Annotated in this window: 10 protein-coding genes; 6 read left to right on the top strand and 4 right to left on the bottom strand. The window is 53.0% G+C overall.

Annotation, left to right across the window (positions count from 1 at the left end; all coding sequences use genetic code 11):
- Positions 1–25: 25 nt before the first annotated feature.
- The 3 genes from HUX64_RS08650 to glgB form a co-directional block, all read right to left on the bottom strand.
- A complete protein-coding gene (locus HUX64_RS08650) occupies positions 26–829 on the bottom strand; it encodes a hypothetical protein (protein ID WP_174625834.1) in 804 nt (267 codons plus the stop codon).
- Between the two features lie 132 nt (positions 830–961).
- Entirely contained in the window at positions 962–2,398 is a 1,437-nt protein-coding gene (glgA, locus tag HUX64_RS08645; RefSeq protein ID WP_174625821.1) for a glycogen synthase GlgA, read from the bottom strand.
- Positions 2,399–2,448: 50 nt separating this feature from the next.
- Positions 2,449–4,587: a 1,4-alpha-glucan branching protein GlgB gene (gene glgB, locus HUX64_RS08640; RefSeq protein WP_174625833.1), complete on the bottom strand. Its 2,139-nt coding sequence runs from the start codon at positions 4,585–4,587 to the stop codon at positions 2,449–2,451.
- 332 nt (positions 4,588–4,919) lie between these two features.
- Here glgB and glgC point away from each other — a divergent pair, with 332 nt between their 5' ends.
- From glgC to HUX64_RS08610, 6 genes are all read left to right on the top strand, one after another.
- Positions 4,920–6,188: a glucose-1-phosphate adenylyltransferase gene (glgC, locus tag HUX64_RS08635; protein ID WP_174625814.1), complete on the top strand. Its 1,269-nt coding sequence runs from the start codon at positions 4,920–4,922 to the stop codon at positions 6,186–6,188.
- A 132-nt stretch (positions 6,189–6,320) separates the two neighbouring features.
- Entirely contained in the window at positions 6,321–8,408 is a 2,088-nt protein-coding gene (gene glgX / locus HUX64_RS08630) for a glycogen debranching protein GlgX (protein ID WP_174625820.1), read from the top strand.
- Positions 8,409–8,938: 530 nt separating this feature from the next.
- On the top strand, positions 8,939–9,532 hold the full coding sequence (locus HUX64_RS08625; protein WP_217426475.1) for a DUF4912 domain-containing protein: 594 nt from the start codon (positions 8,939–8,941) through the stop codon (positions 9,530–9,532).
- Positions 9,533–9,544: 12 nt separating this feature from the next.
- On the top strand, positions 9,545–11,155 hold the full coding sequence (locus HUX64_RS08620) for a glycoside hydrolase family 57 protein (RefSeq protein ID WP_174625818.1): 1,611 nt from the start codon (positions 9,545–9,547) through the stop codon (positions 11,153–11,155).
- Positions 11,156–11,248: 93 nt separating this feature from the next.
- Complete coding sequence (locus tag HUX64_RS08615) at positions 11,249–12,751, top strand: endonuclease/exonuclease/phosphatase family protein (protein WP_174625817.1); 1,503 nt, start codon at positions 11,249–11,251, stop codon at positions 12,749–12,751.
- 86 nt (positions 12,752–12,837) lie between these two features.
- Positions 12,838–14,430, top strand: coding sequence for a phospholipase D-like domain-containing protein (locus HUX64_RS08610; protein ID WP_174625816.1), 1,593 nt, complete (start codon positions 12,838–12,840; stop codon positions 14,428–14,430).
- Positions 14,431–14,482: 52 nt separating this feature from the next.
- On the opposite strand, the gene glgA (HUX64_RS08605) is transcribed toward HUX64_RS08610, so the two are convergent.
- Positions 14,483–15,916, bottom strand: a complete 1,434-nt coding sequence (gene glgA, locus HUX64_RS08605) for a glycogen synthase GlgA (RefSeq protein WP_174625815.1) — start codon at positions 15,914–15,916, stop codon at positions 14,483–14,485.
- Positions 15,917–15,929 lie beyond the last annotated feature (13 nt).

Raw genomic sequence — 15,929 nt, 5'->3', positions numbered from 1 at the left:
TCCATGCCCAGGGTCAGGTTTCAGATTAGTCTGTTTTATCAACTTTTATCAGAATGCGCAACCGGCTTTCATCGGTTTGCCGCCTGCGTGAAAAATGTCCGTCACTGCCGCTTTGACTGTTTTCATCAATTCCGCCCAGTTCTATCCATTCGCCAAGCTTAATTCTCAGGCGGGACTGGGCGTTTTGGGTCTGTATCTGGTTCCGCGCGTTCATACTGTCTGACCAGGGCGATATATCCAGAACGGCTTGTTCTCCCGCCAGCCTGGGCGTGACGGCAAAGCCGGCGGTAGCGTCAATAAATTCCGTGTTAGTCGAGCCATCAGGATACCCATAAGCGGAATAATAACTTTGGGTGGTAGTGATCGGATAGGTGCGGCCGGCTTTTATAAAAGCGGTGTTGCCTTCCATTGTTCTTATCGTTTGCATGCTTTCATGAGCATCCTGATCCTGGGTTTGATAAATGCGGCCGGCTATTTTTCCACTGGCTTTCGATGGCTCGGCAATTGGACTATTAAGGCGAATTCCGGCGGCGGCATTGAGTTCATCGGCCGTGGCATGACTGCTCTGCATCACGGTAATTACCAGATTATTCAGCCCGGTATCGAGCTTATTGATCAGCGATTTGATTTCAGCCAACCGCTCAGGCGTCGTCTTGACCAGCAAACTGGAACCATTGTCAATAAGCCGGTCGCTATTTTCAAGCAATGGCGCGAGCAGCGGTTGTATTTCTGATGCGGGGCGGTTGTGCAAGGGAACAACTTCAATAATCGTTTCTGCGCCAAATAACCTATTGCTGAACAGGGTTATGAAGAGCATTAATAAAAGCATGTGTTTCAATATAAACCTCCTGATGCAGAGATCGTTTAATTGCGTTATCTAGTTCCGTTTTTTGCTGCCTCTTGCAAATACCGAAGGCTTTGCCCCGAGCTGTTAAAGCCTTGAAGAGAACATTAATAATTTTTATAAAATGCTCTGGTATAAAGCCAGATATTGCTGTGCGCTGTGCTGCCAGGAGAAGTCCTTGCGCATGGCGCTGGCTTGCAGCTTTCTCCACAGGTCCGGCTGGCTGTACAGGATAAGCGCGCGCTTGACCGCTTCCAGCAGCGCCCCCGGCGCAGCCTCGTTAAAGACAATGCCGGTAGCCGTGTTATCAGCCAGGGTCCCGGGCAAGGCATCCGCCACGGTATCGGCGAGGCCGCCGGTGTTTCTGACCAGGGGCACGGTGCCGTAGCGCTGGCTGTACATCTGGTTCAGGCCGCAGGGCTCAAACCGCGACGGCATCAGGAAACTGTCGGCGCCGGCCTCGATCAGATGCGCCAGGGCTTCATCATAGCCCATCACCACCGCCAGCTGCTCAGGATGGGCGCCGGCAAACTCAGCCAGCTGCCGTTCCAGGCCCTTGTCGCCGCTGCCCAGCACCGCCAGCTGCAAGGGCAGCTTCAGCAGCTGGGGCAGACAGTCCAGCACGAGATCGATGCCTTTTTGCTCGACCAGCCGGCTGATCATGCCAAACAGGGGAATTGAGGCGTTCAAGGGCAGCCCCAGCCGGGCTTGCAAGGCGGCCTTGTTGATCGGCTTTTTAGTTAACGAGGCGGCATTAAAGGGCTGGGCAATAAAGCGGTCGGTGTCAGGATTCCACTGCTCAAGATCAATGCCGTTAAGAATGCCCGTTAATACCGCTTGCCGGTGGCGCAGCAGCCCTTCCAGGCCATAGCCGAAGGCCGGCGTTTGGATTTCCCGGGCATAGGTCGGACTGACCGTGGTAATACGATCAGCATACACCAGGCCGCCCTTGATAAAAGACAGCCGGCCGTGAAATTCCAACCCTTCCGGCTTTAACAGCTGGCCCGGCAGCTTCAGCAGCGCTGCCGTGCTGGCCGGAAACAGGCCCTGATAGGCCAGATTATGGATCGTGAACAGGGTCGCGGGGCGCCGGCTTTCCAGCGCCAGCAAGGCCGGCACCAGCCCGGTTTGCCAGTCATTGCAGTGCACGATATCGGGCTGCCAGTCCAGATAGCCCCGGTTCAGCGCAATTTCCACCGCCACTTTGCACAACAGCGCAAAGCGCTCGGCATTGTCAGGCCAGGCCGTGCCGCGCTCATCCACATAAGGATTGCCGGGGTAATTGAAATAGGCCGGATAATCGACCAGCCAGACGCTGGCCCTGCTGTCCGGCAGCCGGGTTTCGAGCATATTGACATTGCGGTTGTCCACGCGCAGCGAACACAGAAAGCGCACCTCGCCCTGGGTTTTTAAGGCCTGATAGCGGGGCAGCAGCACTTTGACATCGTGCCCCAGGGCCGCCAGCGCCTTGGGCAGGCTGCCGGCGACATCGCCGAGGCCGCCGGTCTTGATCAAAGGCTGGGCCTCGGGGGTGACGAACAGGATTTTATGCATGGGCCGGTGTTAGTGTTACTAGGGTTTTGTCAGGCGGCAGCGCTTCAGCCTTACAGCTTCAGGATCACCGCGCCCAAGGGCGGCAAGGTCAGACTGAGCGACCAGGGCTGGTTCATCCAGGCTATAGGCTCGGCGGCGGCGGCGCCGCTGCCGGTATTGCTGCCGCCGTAATAGCCGGAATCGGAATTGAAGATTTCCGTATAGACGCCGGGCTCGGGCACGCCGATGCGATAGCCCGGCCGCGGCACCGGCGTAAAGTTCAGCACCACGATCAGCTCATCGAACTTATTGGCGCGCCGGTAGCTGATCACCGACTGCTGCACGTCATGGCAGTCAATCCAGGCAAAGCCCTGCGCATCAAAGTCATGGCTGAACAAGGCCGGGTGGGTTTTATACAGGCGGTTGAGATCGCTGACCAGAGCCTGAACGCCCTGATGGGCGGGGTAGTCGAGCACATACCAGTCGAGCGCCTGGTTAAAATTCCACTCCACGCCCTGGCCGAACTCGCAGCCCATGAACAGCAGCTTTTTGCCCGGATAGGTGAACATATAGGTATACAAGAGCCGCAGATTGGCGAACTTCTGCCAGTTATCGCCGGGCATTTTATTGAGCAGCGACTGTTTGCCATGCACCACTTCATCATGCGAGAACGGCAGGATGAAGTTTTCGGTAAAGGCGTAGAGCATGCCGAAGGTCAGCTGATCGTGATGATACTTGCGGTGGATCGGCTCCTGGCTCATATAGGCCAAGGTGTCATGCATCCAGCCCATGTTCCACTTCATCGAAAAGCCCAAACCCCCGGTCCAGGTCGGGCGCGTCACCTGCGGCCAGGCCGTGGACTCCTCGGCCATCATGACAATGCCCGGATACTGCTGATGGGTCACGGTATTGAGCTCCCGGAAGAACGCGATCGCCTCCAGGTTCTCGTTGCCGCCGTAGCGGTTCGGCAGCCAGTCATGGGCCTCGCGCGAGTAGTCCAGATACAGCATCGAGGCCACGGCGTCAACGCGCAGGCCGTCCAGATGAAACTCCTCGAGCCAGAACACGGCGCTGGCCAACAGGAAGTTTTTCACCTCATTGCGGCCCAGATTATAGATCAAGGTGCCCCAGTCCCGGTGCTCGCCCTGGCGCGGGTCGGCATGCTCGTACAGGGCGCTGCCGTCAAAGCGGGCCAGGGCAAAGGCGTCCTTCGGGAAATGCGCCGGCACCCAGTCCAGGAGTACGCCAATGTTATTTTGATGACAGGCATCGATAAAAAAGCGGAAGTCATCGGGGCTGCCGTGGCGGCTGGTGGGCGCGAAATAACCTGTGGTCTGATAGCCCCAGGAGGCATCGAGCGGATGCTCGGTGACCGGCAGCAGTTCAATATGGGTAAAGCCCAGCTGCTTGACATAGGCGACCAGCTCCACGGCCAGGGCGCGGTAGTTCAGGAAATTGCCGAGCTTGTCGCGCCGCCAGGAGCCCAGATGCACCTCGTAAACGGCCATCGGCTCATGCAGCCAGTCATGGCCGGCGCGCTGCGTCATCCAGGCCTGATCCTGCCAGCGGTAGCGGTCTTCCCTGACCACAATCGCGGCGGTGTCCGGGCGCAGTTCAAAGGCCTGCCCGTAGGGGTCGGTCTTGATTAGCAATTCGCCGCTGTAGCGGTTGCGCAGTTCGAATTTATACACGCAGCCGGCTGTCAGGCCCGGCACGAACAGCTCCCAAAGCCCGCCGCCGCCCAGACTGCGCAGCGGCTGGCAGCGCCCGTCCCAGCGGTTGAAATCGCCGACCACGCTGACCCGCCCGGCATTGGGCGCCCACAGCGCAAACAGCACGCCGTCAATGCCGTCGATGCGGTGCAGATGGGCGCCGAGCTTCTGGTAAATATGCCAGTGCTTGCCTTCGCCGAACAAATGCTGGTCAAATTCCGGCAGTTGCGGGGCGAAATCGTAGGGGTCATAATGCTCGCGGGTGTAGCCGTCCTTATCGAGCCAGCGCAGTTGATAATGTTCAGGCAAGTCCCTGGCCGGGCCGCTATAGTCAAAAAAATCGCTGCCCGGCCGGCGCGTAAACGCCGCCCCGTCAGGGCCCAGGCGCACGCTTTCGGCATAGGGCAGGTAGACCGTAATGCGCGCCTGTCCAGGGCCGGCCGGATGACGGCCCAGCACGGCAAACGGGTCGTGATGGCGGGCCTCGGCGATTTTCATCGCCTCCGGCTCCAGCGCCGGGGCTGATTTGAGGGCGGCCGCGGCCGGCGCCTGGCGCTCGGCCTGGAGCTTTCTGACAGGATCAACGGCCGCGGCGGCAGGGCTTAGGCTTTTTTTAGCGACGGCTTCAGCGCTGTTTTCCGGGCCGGCCTTCAGGGAGGCGGCCGGCTCGGCTTGAAGCGGGTTTGCCTCAGTGCTTTTTGGGGCATCAGAGTCAAGCGGATTTTTAGAATGCTTTTTCACTTAAAGTGCCTCATTATAGTAGAATGCGCAAGCAGCCCAGTGTACCAAAATTCAGCCCGAATCGTGAGTCAATTCCCAGGAAGATAAAAATGCCTAACCACCATGACCGCTTTATCAGCCAGTTAACGCGCAACACTATCGCCCTGATCCTGGCCGGCGGCCGGGGCTCGCGCCTGATGAACATGACCGACTGGCGGGCCAAGCCGGCGGTGCCGTTCGGCGGCAAGTTCCGCATTATTGACTTTCCCTTGTCCAACTGCGTCAACTCGGGGATCCGCAAGATCGGCATTCTGACCCAGTACAAGGCCGACTCGCTGATCCGCCATATCCAGCAGGGCTGGGGCTTTTTGCGCGGCGAATTCGGCGAATACGTGGATCTGATGCCGGCCCAGCAGCGCCACGGCCAGGACTCCTGGTACAAGGGCACCGCCGATGCCGTGTTCCAGAACATCGACATCCTGCGCTCGCGCGACCCCGAGCATGTGCTGGTGCTGGCCGGCGATCACATCTATAAAATGGATTACGGCGCCATGCTCGCCGATCATGTCGAGAAAAAAGCCGACCTGACCATCGGCTGCATTGAAGTGTCGCTGGCCGAAGCCAGCGCCTTCGGGGTCATGGATGTCGACGCCAGCCGGCGCGTGCAAAGCTTTGTCGAAAAGCCCCAACAGCCGCCGCTGATGCCCGGGCGCACCGACACCGCCCTGGCCTCGATGGGCATTTACATCTTCAACGCCTATTTTCTGTTTGAGCAGCTGATCAAGGATGCCGACACCAAAAGCTCCGGCCATGATTTCGGCAAGGACATCATTCCGGCGGTGATTAAAAAATACCTGGTCAACGCCTACCCCTTCCTGGACCTGCAAAGCGGCGCGCAGAGCTACTGGCGCGATGTCGGCACCATCGACGCCTACTGGGCCGCCAACATGGAGCTGATCGGCGTCAAGCCGGACCTGAACCTGTACGACAAGACCTGGCCGATCTGGACCTATCAGGCGCAAACCCCGCCCGCCAAGTTTGTCTTTGACAATGACCAGCGCCGCGGCCTGGCCGTCGATTCGATGGTGTCGGGGGGCTGCGTGATTTCCGGGGCCAAAATCCGCCATTCGCTGCTGTTTACCGATGTCCGGGTCAACTCCTACAGCACCGTACAGGACTCGATCGTCTTGCCCGAGGTCAACATCGCCCGGCACTGCCGCATCAGCAAGGCGATTATCGAGCGCGGCTGCAATGTGCCCGAAGGCACGGTGATCGGCGAGCATCCCCAGGACGATGCCAGGCGCTTTCATGTCAGCCCCGGCGGCGTGGTCCTGGTCACCCCCGACATGCTCGGCCAGAGACTCCATTATGTTCGCTGATCCGGAATGATAACTTACTGAATTAACATAAATTAATAGCATACTTTTAAAGCGGAACCATAAAATATCAGTCAGTAATGTTTTATGACTATTAACTCGAGTTGCAAACTTTATTGATCAAAAACTGAAGATATGAAAAAGGAATATAAATTAAAACCGGGCAATTCTTACCCTTCCGGCTGCAAGCCCAACGGCGGAGGCGTTAATTTTTCCATTTTCAGCCGCTATGCCACACAGGTGGAACTTTTACTTTTCGACTCGGCAGAAAGCCAGGAACCTTTCCAAATAATACCCTTGCAAAAGGAAATAAACCGGACATTTTTTTACTGGCACATTTATATTGTGGGATTGCCGGCAGGCATCTGGTACACCTGGCGCATTGACGGCCCCAATCTAAGCCGCGAATACGGCTTCAATTTTGACAAGGAAAAGCAGCTGCTGGACCCGTGGGCGCGGGCAGTCAGCCAGAAGTACTGGAGCCGCAAGGCGGCCTGTTTGCCAGGCAATAACGGTCTGACTGCCATGCGCTGCTGCGTAGTGGATGACCGGTATGATTGGGAGGGTGACACGCCGCTGCGGATCAGCAGCGAAAAATCCATTATTTATGAATTGCATGTGGGCGGCTTCACTCGCCATGCCTCTGCAAAGGTGGCCCATGCCGGTACTTTCGCCGGCTTGATTGAAAAAATTCCTTATCTTCAGCAATTGGGCATTACCCATGTCGAGCTATTGCCGGTCATGGCTTTCGACGAACAGGATGTGCCTCATAATACCGCTGATCGCGGACTAAAAAACTACTGGGGATACAGCACGCACAGTTTTTTCAGCCCGCATCCCGGTTATTGCGTCACGCCGGAGCAGGGGACTCATATAGAAGAGTTTCGCGATCTTGTAAAAGCGCTGCACAAAGCCGGCATCGGCGTCATTATCGATGTCGTTTTCAATCATACGGCAGAGGCCGGCGCGCAAGGCCCAGTTATTAATTTTAAAGGCATTGGCGGCAAGTTGTTTTATCATCTTGACAAATTTGATAAAAGTATTTTCCTTGATTACACCGGCTGCGGCAACACGGTAAATGCCAATCATCCATTGGTAGCCCGCTTTATCGTCAGTTGTCTTGAATATTGGGTGAGAGAAATGCATGTCGACGGCTTCCGTTTTGATTTAGCCAGCGCTTTGGCGAGAGGGGACGGCGGCACAGTTCTTGATGACCCGCCGGTATTGTGGAGCATTGAACTGTCGGAACAGCTGATTAAAACCAAACTGATTGCCGAGGCATGGGACGCGGCAGGACTTTATCAGGTAGGCAGTTTCCCCGGCTACCGCTGGGCCGAATGGAACGGAAGATATCGGGATGTTATCCGCCGCTTTGTGCGCGGCGATAAAGGCCTGATACCGGAGCTGGCGACGCGCATCTGCGGCAGCAGCGATCTCTATGAGCATGAGGGGCGCCTGCCTATCAGCAGCATTAACTTTGTAACCTGCCATGACGGCTTTACGTTGTACGATTTGTTCAGTTACAACAACAAGCATAATATCGCCAATGGCGAAAATAACCGGGATGGATCAAATGAAAATTTCAGCTTCAATTGCGGAGTTGAAGGGGAAACTGAAAATCCGGGTATTTTCCAGATGCGCAGAAAACAGGCAAAAAATGTTTTTGCCATTTTACTGCTTAGTCAGGGAGTTCCGATGCTGCTCGCCGGCGATGAATTTTTAAATACGCAGCAGGGAAACAATAATGCTTATTGCCAGGACAATGAATTAACCTGGCTGGACTGGAACAGAGCCGCTGAAAATGCCGATATGCTGCGTTTTGTTCAACAAATGATAGCGCTGCGCAAAAGGCATCCATCAATTATGCGCCGGCGCTTTTTGACAGGGAAAGTCATTGAAGGAAAAAATATGCCCGACATTTCCTGGCATAGCGCCCGGCTTGATAAACCGCAATGGCATGATCCTGAAGCCAGGCTATTGGCTTTTACGCTGGCGGGCTGCGAAGTCCATGAGTCCGACTTGCATATAGTAATGAATATGTCGGATGAAAAGGCGGAGGTAGAACTGCCGGTAATCAGCGGCAAACAATGGCGTCTGGCTTTGGATACGTCGCTCCCATCCTTTCAGGATATTTTACCTCCGCAAGATCAAAAGCAGGTAGAAAGTCCTCTCTATCTGGTAAATAACAAAACTGTAGTGGTTTTGGAAAATGTCAAAGCCTGATCTGAGGCTTCGGGATTTTAGCCCTCTGGCATTTCAGGGCCGAGACGGGACCGTGTGAGCAGAACCCGCTTTTTGAACTTTTTTGGGCCTTGCAGGACAGGCGTTGTTTAGGTCAGGTGTTTTCGGCCCGGTAAGAAATGGCTTTTAAGCTTTAAGGTTGCCGTTGATTTTGCTTGCAATAACCAGGGACAAAGGTTAAAGTCAGACCAGTTAATCAGCTCATTTCTTGAGCTTGCCGGGTATTCTTGATGGCTGTGCCTTTTTTCAAAATCAGTCATACGCATACAGCAGAGAGACAAACAGGCGCTGGATCCATTGGCATGGAGTGGAGGAGGAATTTAGAGGTCGATATAAAGAGTCAGCTAATTACTTGAGTAGTTCAGATTATGCAAGTCATTGAAATATTCTTAAATAAGTTACTAATTTTTAAAGTTATTTATCTAACTATTTATGGTAACGGTTTAAAGCTGGTAATGATGTTTTCGTCTTCAGTATCTATTTTCCCGATCAGGCTGTCACCGCGGGAATTATTGGAAATAAGTCAGGAAATCAGCCGGAATTACGCCCCGGCTGCTTCAGTAAATACACCGCGGCTTACTGCTGGAATCAGACTTTCGCCCCCAGAAATTCTTGAGATAAGCGAAGAAATCAGCCGGCAGTACAGGCCGAAAATTTTTACTGATACGCCTAATCTCGTTCTGTTGCCTGTTGATCCGGAACATCTGTATGCCTACTGGCAGCCTGGTCGAGCAAGAATAGCCTCAGCGTCCCCCGACGATTGCCGTGAAATCGTCTTAAGAATTTATCCGCAGCCGGACGAAAGTACCAGGACAATAAAATCATGGTTCGATGTTGTTATCGATAACTCCCGCAAGCAGCAAAAAGTGTTTTTGCCAAGGCAGGGCAAGGCCAGCGCCTATTCAGCGGCTATCGGCGAACGCTGTGCGGATGACTGTTTGGAAGTGTTGGCAACAGCCGGCCCTGTTCAGGTTCCCGGCCTCAGCAGGGGGCCTTATCAAAGCGGCAAAGTCGCGATATTTCCCGAGCCTATGCTCCAGGCTCTGGCAGCCAGTCAGGAATCATCCCATTACCCGAGTAAAAATACTTCCGGCCAGGGTAAATAATAACTGGAAATAATGGAAAAAGGCTTCCTTGGCATTATTCTTCACGCCCACCTTCCCTATGTGCGGCATCCGGAATATGATAGTTTTTTTGAGGAGAATTGGCTGTTCGAAGCCATGACCGAATGCTATCTACCCTTAATTGGCGTCCTCGATCGTCTGCAGGAAGATAGCGTAAATTACCGTATGACGCTTTCGCTGTCGCCGCCGCTCATTTCGATGCTGCGCGATGAATTGTTAAAAACGCGCTATCTGAAGCATCTCAACAGATTGCTGGAACTGGCTGAAAAGGAAGTCTTCAGAACGCGTAAATTACCTGAATATCAAAAACTGGCGCGCTTATACCGGCGTTTTTTCCTGAAAATGCTGGACATCTATCAAAAGCAATATCATTGCGATTTGCTGTCGGCCTTCAAAAAACATCACGCCGCCGGCCATCTTGAATTGATAACATCTGCTGCGACCCACGGTTTTTTGCCCTTGCTCAATGTCAGCGAAACTGCCGTCCGTAACCAGATCAAGACAGGAATTGAAACGTTTAGATTGAATCTGGGCCATGATCCATCAGGTTTCTGGCTGCCTGAATGCGCCTACTATCCGGGCCTGGAAACACTACTTGGCGAAGCCGGCATTAACTATTTTTTTGTCGATACCCACGGCATCCTGAATGCCAGCGAAACCCCGCATTATGGCATCTATGCGCCGCTGGATTGCGGCAACGGCGTTGCGGCATTCGGCCGGGATCCTGATTCATCCAGACAGGTCTGGAGCGCACAGGAAGGCTACCCTGGCGATTTCGATTACCGCGAATACTACAGTGACATTGGTTTCGATCTTGATTTCGATTATATCGCTCCCTATATTCTTGACGGCAAAACCCGTATTAATACCGGCATCAAATATCACCGCGTGACGGGCGCGAATCGGCCAAAAGAAATTTACCAGCCGGAAAAAGCGCTGGCGAAAGCGCAGCAGCATGCCCGGGACTTTATTACTAAACGTCAACAGCAAATTGACATGCTGAGCGCTGGTATGGACAGGCCGCCGATAATCGTGGCGCCTTACGATGCCGAACTTTTCGGTCATTGGTGGTTTGAAGGCCCGCATTGGCTGGAGCACGTACTGCGCTTGGCAGGCGAAAATACCAATGGCATCCAGTCAGTCACCTGCAGTGATTATTTAAGTTTACAGTTGCCTTCCCAGCTTGCTACGCCCTCGGCATCAAGCTGGGGCGATCAGGGCTATTACAGTTACTGGATTAATGAGGAAAATGACTGGATTTATCCCTTTCTTCACAAAGCCGAGGAAGAACTGGAAAAATTAGCGCTTGATCTCCAGGGGCTGGCTGTCAACCCGTTACAGGAGCGGGCTTTGAATCAGGCCGCCAGATCGGTTTTACTGGCGCAAGCTTCGGATTGGCCGTTTATCCTGAAATCAGGAACAAACAGCGAATATGCCCGAAAACGCATAACCGACCATCTGGCAAGATTTAACTATTTACACGAGTGTATCCGAAAGAACAAAATCAGCGAACGCTACCTGATCGCGCTGGAGACTATGGATAATATTTTTCCGACTATTAATTTTCGCGATTACAATCCTGCAAAGTTATTGACTGTAACCTGACATGTCTTCTGAATCGCTTTCAAGTGCAATTCTTCTTTAATCTAAGCCTGTAACCTTTCCTATGCCTCAAAATAATAATTGTGGCGGCTAAAAATGGATAAAATCCAGCTGCTGTATGTAGAAAACGTGATTACCCGAAAAAAAGGAGTACAGCAGCAACTGTCTTTTTTTATGCGGGTGGAAAATGCCAGCTATGACAAGCAGATCGACGTGCTCTGGTCCGGTGAAGACGGCGTATGGCAAACTTTGCCGGCCAGGCATCACAGCCAAGCGGAGCCCGGTAAGGAATACTGGCAGGCTCTGGCAGAATTTCAGCTGTCGGCAAATAAGTCGCTGCCCGGCAATATTCAGTTCGGACTGCGCTGCCAGGCTTTGGGTGCAGAGTACTGGGATAATAACCAGGGCTTGAATTATTCCAGTCAAGCCGATTCAGGCATCAAGGTAGCCCATAATGTTCCGGTTTTGAATACCGGCTTTGCAAACAGCTTAAAAGACAACCAGAAATTTGTCCCCATTACTGTAGCAGTAGACCGGTCTCTTGATGCTGAAAAAGTCACTGTGCACTGGACTGCGGACAATTGGAAGCACACGCATAAAACGCCCTGTTACTTTAAAACCAACTACTGGGATAAGGAGTTGCTCAGTAACGCCAGGAATCCGAATCAATACGGTTGCCAGGTCTGGAAAGGCTGGCTCAAGATCCGTAATGCCTTTAGAGTGCAGTACAGCATTTGCTGCGAAAGCAAGGGACAGACTATATGGGATAATAACTGTGGCCATAATTACGTCATTAGTCATGAGGCGCTTAAAATCCTGATCCTTAATCTGCATTGTTACCAGGAAGATAACCAGGATTACAAATTTTCCCAGATAGCCAAAGCAATTAACGAGCTGGACGCGGATATTGTCTGCCTTCAGGAAGTAGCAGAGCTCTGGAATAACGGCGAAGGTGATTGGGATTCAAATTCGGCGAAAATAATTAATGATCGTCTTGAAACTCCTTATCATATCTATACAGACTGGGCGCATCTGGGTTTTGACCGTTATCGCGAAGGCGTTGCAATCTTGAGCAGATATCCCTTGTCAAATGAAGAGTCCCGCTATGTCTCGGATAGTCATGATCCTTATAATATACATTCCAGAAAAGTTGTCATGGCGCAAATAAATATTCCCTATATGGGTTTGATTAATGTTTTTTCCGCACACTTAAGCTGGTGGGAAGATGGCTTTCAGAAACAATTTAACCGTTTGCGCGAGTGGGCGGAAAGCAGGCAGTCCGCCCAGGTTAGAGGAACATTATTGTGCGGGGATTTTAATGTAGCGGCGGGCTCGAGCGGCTACAGCCTGGTGGTCGATTCCCATCAATATGAGGATCAGTATCTGGCGGTTAATTCGCCCCTGGTCTTTGAAAAAATCTTTAAGGTTAATGATCCTTACTGGCAGCAGTATCTTGTCGATGACTGCCGTATTGATTTTATTTTTATGAATAAATCAGGCAGCCTCCAGGCAATTTCAGGAAGTGTAGTGTTTACAGATCAGGACTATGGAAGAGTTTCCGATCATTTTGGTTATTTTATGACATTTGAGCCCAAGTAAGCGGGCAGCGGGGGCATTGAATTAGCCAGGCGGCTGTCCCATTATAAGCCGATCTTTGAAATAATTTTTTTGTACGAGATAAAGATATGCAGTTAGCTGAGCATTACGCTACGCCCCTTCATGGAAACCTGGGCAGCTCTTTTCAACGCGTCAATGATTTTAATGATAAATTTTATGTTCGCTGGGGAAAAATAGACTTTGATCTGTCCTTTGGAGTGCAGGCCAATTTAAAAGTCATCCTGAAAGTTTATCGCGACCATATCTGCGAAACCTATTTTGTCGATACGGATGAATATGATGTCGAATGGAACCGCCACAAGCGCTGCACGCGGGATTTTTATATACACCCGCTTTCTAATAACTTCGGCCGGATTAACTGCATAAAGTTTTCTTTTATTGTGCATCTGGATGAGCATTCCATTCCTTCGCAAAATGATTATATTTTCATGGATTGGCATCAACTCCAGGATGAGCATCCCCAGTACCGGAGAATTAGCCATGACTGGGCAACCCTCAACAACTATCGCACCTATGAACTGAATGCCGCTGAATTACAGGGCGATGTGGATTGGTATAACCAGCATTTTGACTCACTGCAGCTTGTTCCCAAGTTTACCAAAGGGCAGCAGCATCATCCGTATCATCCCAAACGCTATATTCATGATCTCATAGACAAGGTTATACGAACTAAATGGGAAAATCCTGAGCGCTTTTGCACCATCAAGGTAAGCGTCGATTGTATTGATGATGCCGATTTCATCAATCATTTGCTTCATGCAAAAGAGCAGGGCGTCTGGGTACAATGTGTTGTCGATTGGCGCAAGATGACGCTGACCAACAGTCAAAATTATGCCCGGCTAAAGCGCTCCGGAATTGAATTGCTGGGCGTATTCTGCAGTCCCCGGCATCATCTCATAGAAGTTGAGCCGGATATGCATACCAAATTTATTATTTTTAATGACGAGGACTGCATACTGGGCTCATTCAATATCACCTTCGACCGCTGGTGGGCTAACTGGGAATCGGGAATGACGTTTCATTCCAAAGGCGTATGCCGCCTGCTTGACAATATATTCCAGAGTCAACGCGGAGGAGTGAATCAAAAATACGGCATCGACCCCTTGAGCCATTTCAATTTACTCTATACCTTCGGCAGGCATAGCATGCACAATGGACACTATTACCGTCCCCATCATGCCATCCTGGCTGAAATCAACCGCGCCCGGCATTCCATCAAGATATCCTTGTTTTTGATTGGCGAGCTGCTCGGAGATCATCATGACAGCGTCATTAACGCCTTGATTCACGCCAAAAACAGAGGCGTTTATGTGCATATTCTTTTTAACGGGCATCTGGCCAGAGAAGGACGCATCGGCGTGGAACGATCCATGGCCGAAGAGCTTACCCGGCCCTTACTGCCGGCCGTGCAAAGACTGAAATCCGCCGGTATTCCGGCAGGGCTGGTGTATGGCCAGGATGATCACCCGGTGCCTTATTCGCCCATTCATTCCAAGTACTGCATTATTGATGATTATATTGTCCTGGAAGGTAGTTTTAACTGGTACAACACTTCTGTTTTTTCCCATGATCTCCTGGTAGTGGCCGCCAATCGCGACGTGGCGCAGCCTTATCTTTATGAATTTGAGCAAATCCAGCATTCTTTCAGGGTATATTATTGATTTAGTGTGCAGGGTTGGGTTAGGGCAGCTGAAAACCGGCTGCGAAGCCTTGCTATAGCTGTTCATACAAAGCCAGGTATTGCTGTGCGCTGTGCTGCCAGGAGAAGTCCTTGCGCATGGCGCTGGCTTGCAGCTTTCTCCACAGGTCCGGCTGGCTGTACAGGATAAGCGCGCGCTTGACCGCTTCCAGCAGCGCCCCCGGCGCAGCCTCGTTAAAGACAATGCCGGTAGCCGTGTTATCAGCCAGGGTCCCGGGCAAGGCATCCGCCACGGTATCGGCGAGGCCGCCGGTGTTTCTGACCAGGGGCACGGTGCCGTAGCGCTGGCTGTACATCTGGTTCAGGCCGCAGGGCTCAAACCGCGACGGCATCAGGAAACTGTCGGCGCCGGCCTCGATCAGATGCGCCAGGGCTTCATCATAGCCCATCACCACCGCCAGCTGCTCAGGATGGGCGCCGGCAAACTCAGCCAGCTGCCGTTCCAGGCCCTTGTCGCCGCTGCCCAGCACCGCCAGCTGCAAGGGCAGCTTCAGCAGCTGGGGCAGACAGTCCAGCACGAGATCGATGCCTTTTTGCTCGACCAGCCGGCTGATCATGCCAAACAGGGGAATTGAGGCGTTCAAGGGCAGCCCCAGCCGGGCTTGCAAGGCGGCCTTGTTGATCGGCTTTTTAGTTAACGAGGCGGCATTAAAGGGCTGGGCAATAAAGCGGTCGGTGTCAGGATTCCACTGCTCAAGATCAATGCCGTTAAGAATGCCCGTTAATACCGCTTGCCGGTGGCGCAGCAGCCCTTCCAGGCCATAGCCGAAGGCCGGCGTTTGGATTTCCCGGGCATAGGTCGGACTGACCGTGGTAATACGATCAGCATACACCAGGCCGCCCTTGATAAAAGACAGCCGGCCGTGAAATTCCAACCCTTCCGGCTTTAACAGCTGGCCCGGCAGCTTCAGCAGCGCTGCCGTGCTGGCCGGAAACAGGCCCTGATAGGCCAGATTATGGATCGTGAACAGGGTCGCGGGGCGCCGGCTTTCCAGCGCCAGCAAGGCCGGCACCAGCCCGGTTTGCCAGTCATTGCAGTGCACGATATCGGGCTGCCAGTCCAGATAGCCCCGGTTCAGCGCAATTTCCACCGCCACTTTGCACAACAGCGCAAAGCGCTCGGCATTGTCAGGCCAGGCCGTGCCGCGCTCATCCACATAAGGATTGCCGGGGTAATTGAAATAGGCCGGATAATCGACCAGCCAGACGCTGGCCCTGCTGTCCGGCAGCCGGGTTTCGAGCATATTGACATTGCGGTTGTCCACGCGCAGCGAACACAGAAAGCGCACCTCGCCCTGGGTTTTTAAGGCCTGATAGCGGGGCAGCAGCACTTTGACATCGTGCCCCAGGGCCGCCAGCGCCTTGGGCAGGCTGCCGGCGACATCGCCGAGGCCGCCGGTCTTGATCAAAGGCTGGGCCTCGGGGGTGACGAACAGGATTTTATGCATGGGCCGGTGTTAG

The sequence above is a fragment of the Candidatus Methylobacter favarea genome (assembly GCF_902806695.1).
Lineage (GTDB): Bacteria > Pseudomonadota > Gammaproteobacteria > Methylococcales > Methylomonadaceae > Methylobacter_B > Methylobacter_B favarea.
Note: the sequence above shows the minus strand (reverse complement) of the source record. Positions and strands in the feature narration are given on the sequence as shown.

What these genes read in the sequence shown, in the direction of transcription:
- HUX64_RS08650 (WP_174625834.1), bottom strand. Translation starts at nt 829, where the DNA reads ATGCTTTTATTAATGCTCTTCATAACCCTGTTCAGCAATAGGTTATTT.
- glgA (WP_174625821.1), bottom strand. Translation starts at nt 2,398, where the DNA reads ATGCATAAAATCCTGTTCGTCACCCCCGAGGCCCAGCCTTTGATCAAG.
- glgB (WP_174625833.1), bottom strand. Translation starts at nt 4,587, where the DNA reads ATGAAAATCGCCGAGGCCCGCCATCACGACCCGTTTGCCGTGCTGGGC.
- glgC (WP_174625814.1), top strand. Translation starts at nt 4,920, where the DNA reads ATGCCTAACCACCATGACCGCTTTATCAGCCAGTTAACGCGCAACACT.
- glgX (WP_174625820.1), top strand. Translation starts at nt 6,321, where the DNA reads ATGAAAAAGGAATATAAATTAAAACCGGGCAATTCTTACCCTTCCGGC.
- HUX64_RS08620 (WP_174625818.1), top strand. Translation starts at nt 9,545, where the DNA reads ATGGAAAAAGGCTTCCTTGGCATTATTCTTCACGCCCACCTTCCCTAT.
- HUX64_RS08615 (WP_174625817.1), top strand. Translation starts at nt 11,249, where the DNA reads ATGGATAAAATCCAGCTGCTGTATGTAGAAAACGTGATTACCCGAAAA.
- HUX64_RS08610 (WP_174625816.1), top strand. Translation starts at nt 12,838, where the DNA reads ATGCAGTTAGCTGAGCATTACGCTACGCCCCTTCATGGAAACCTGGGC.
- glgA (WP_174625815.1), bottom strand. Translation starts at nt 15,916, where the DNA reads ATGCATAAAATCCTGTTCGTCACCCCCGAGGCCCAGCCTTTGATCAAG.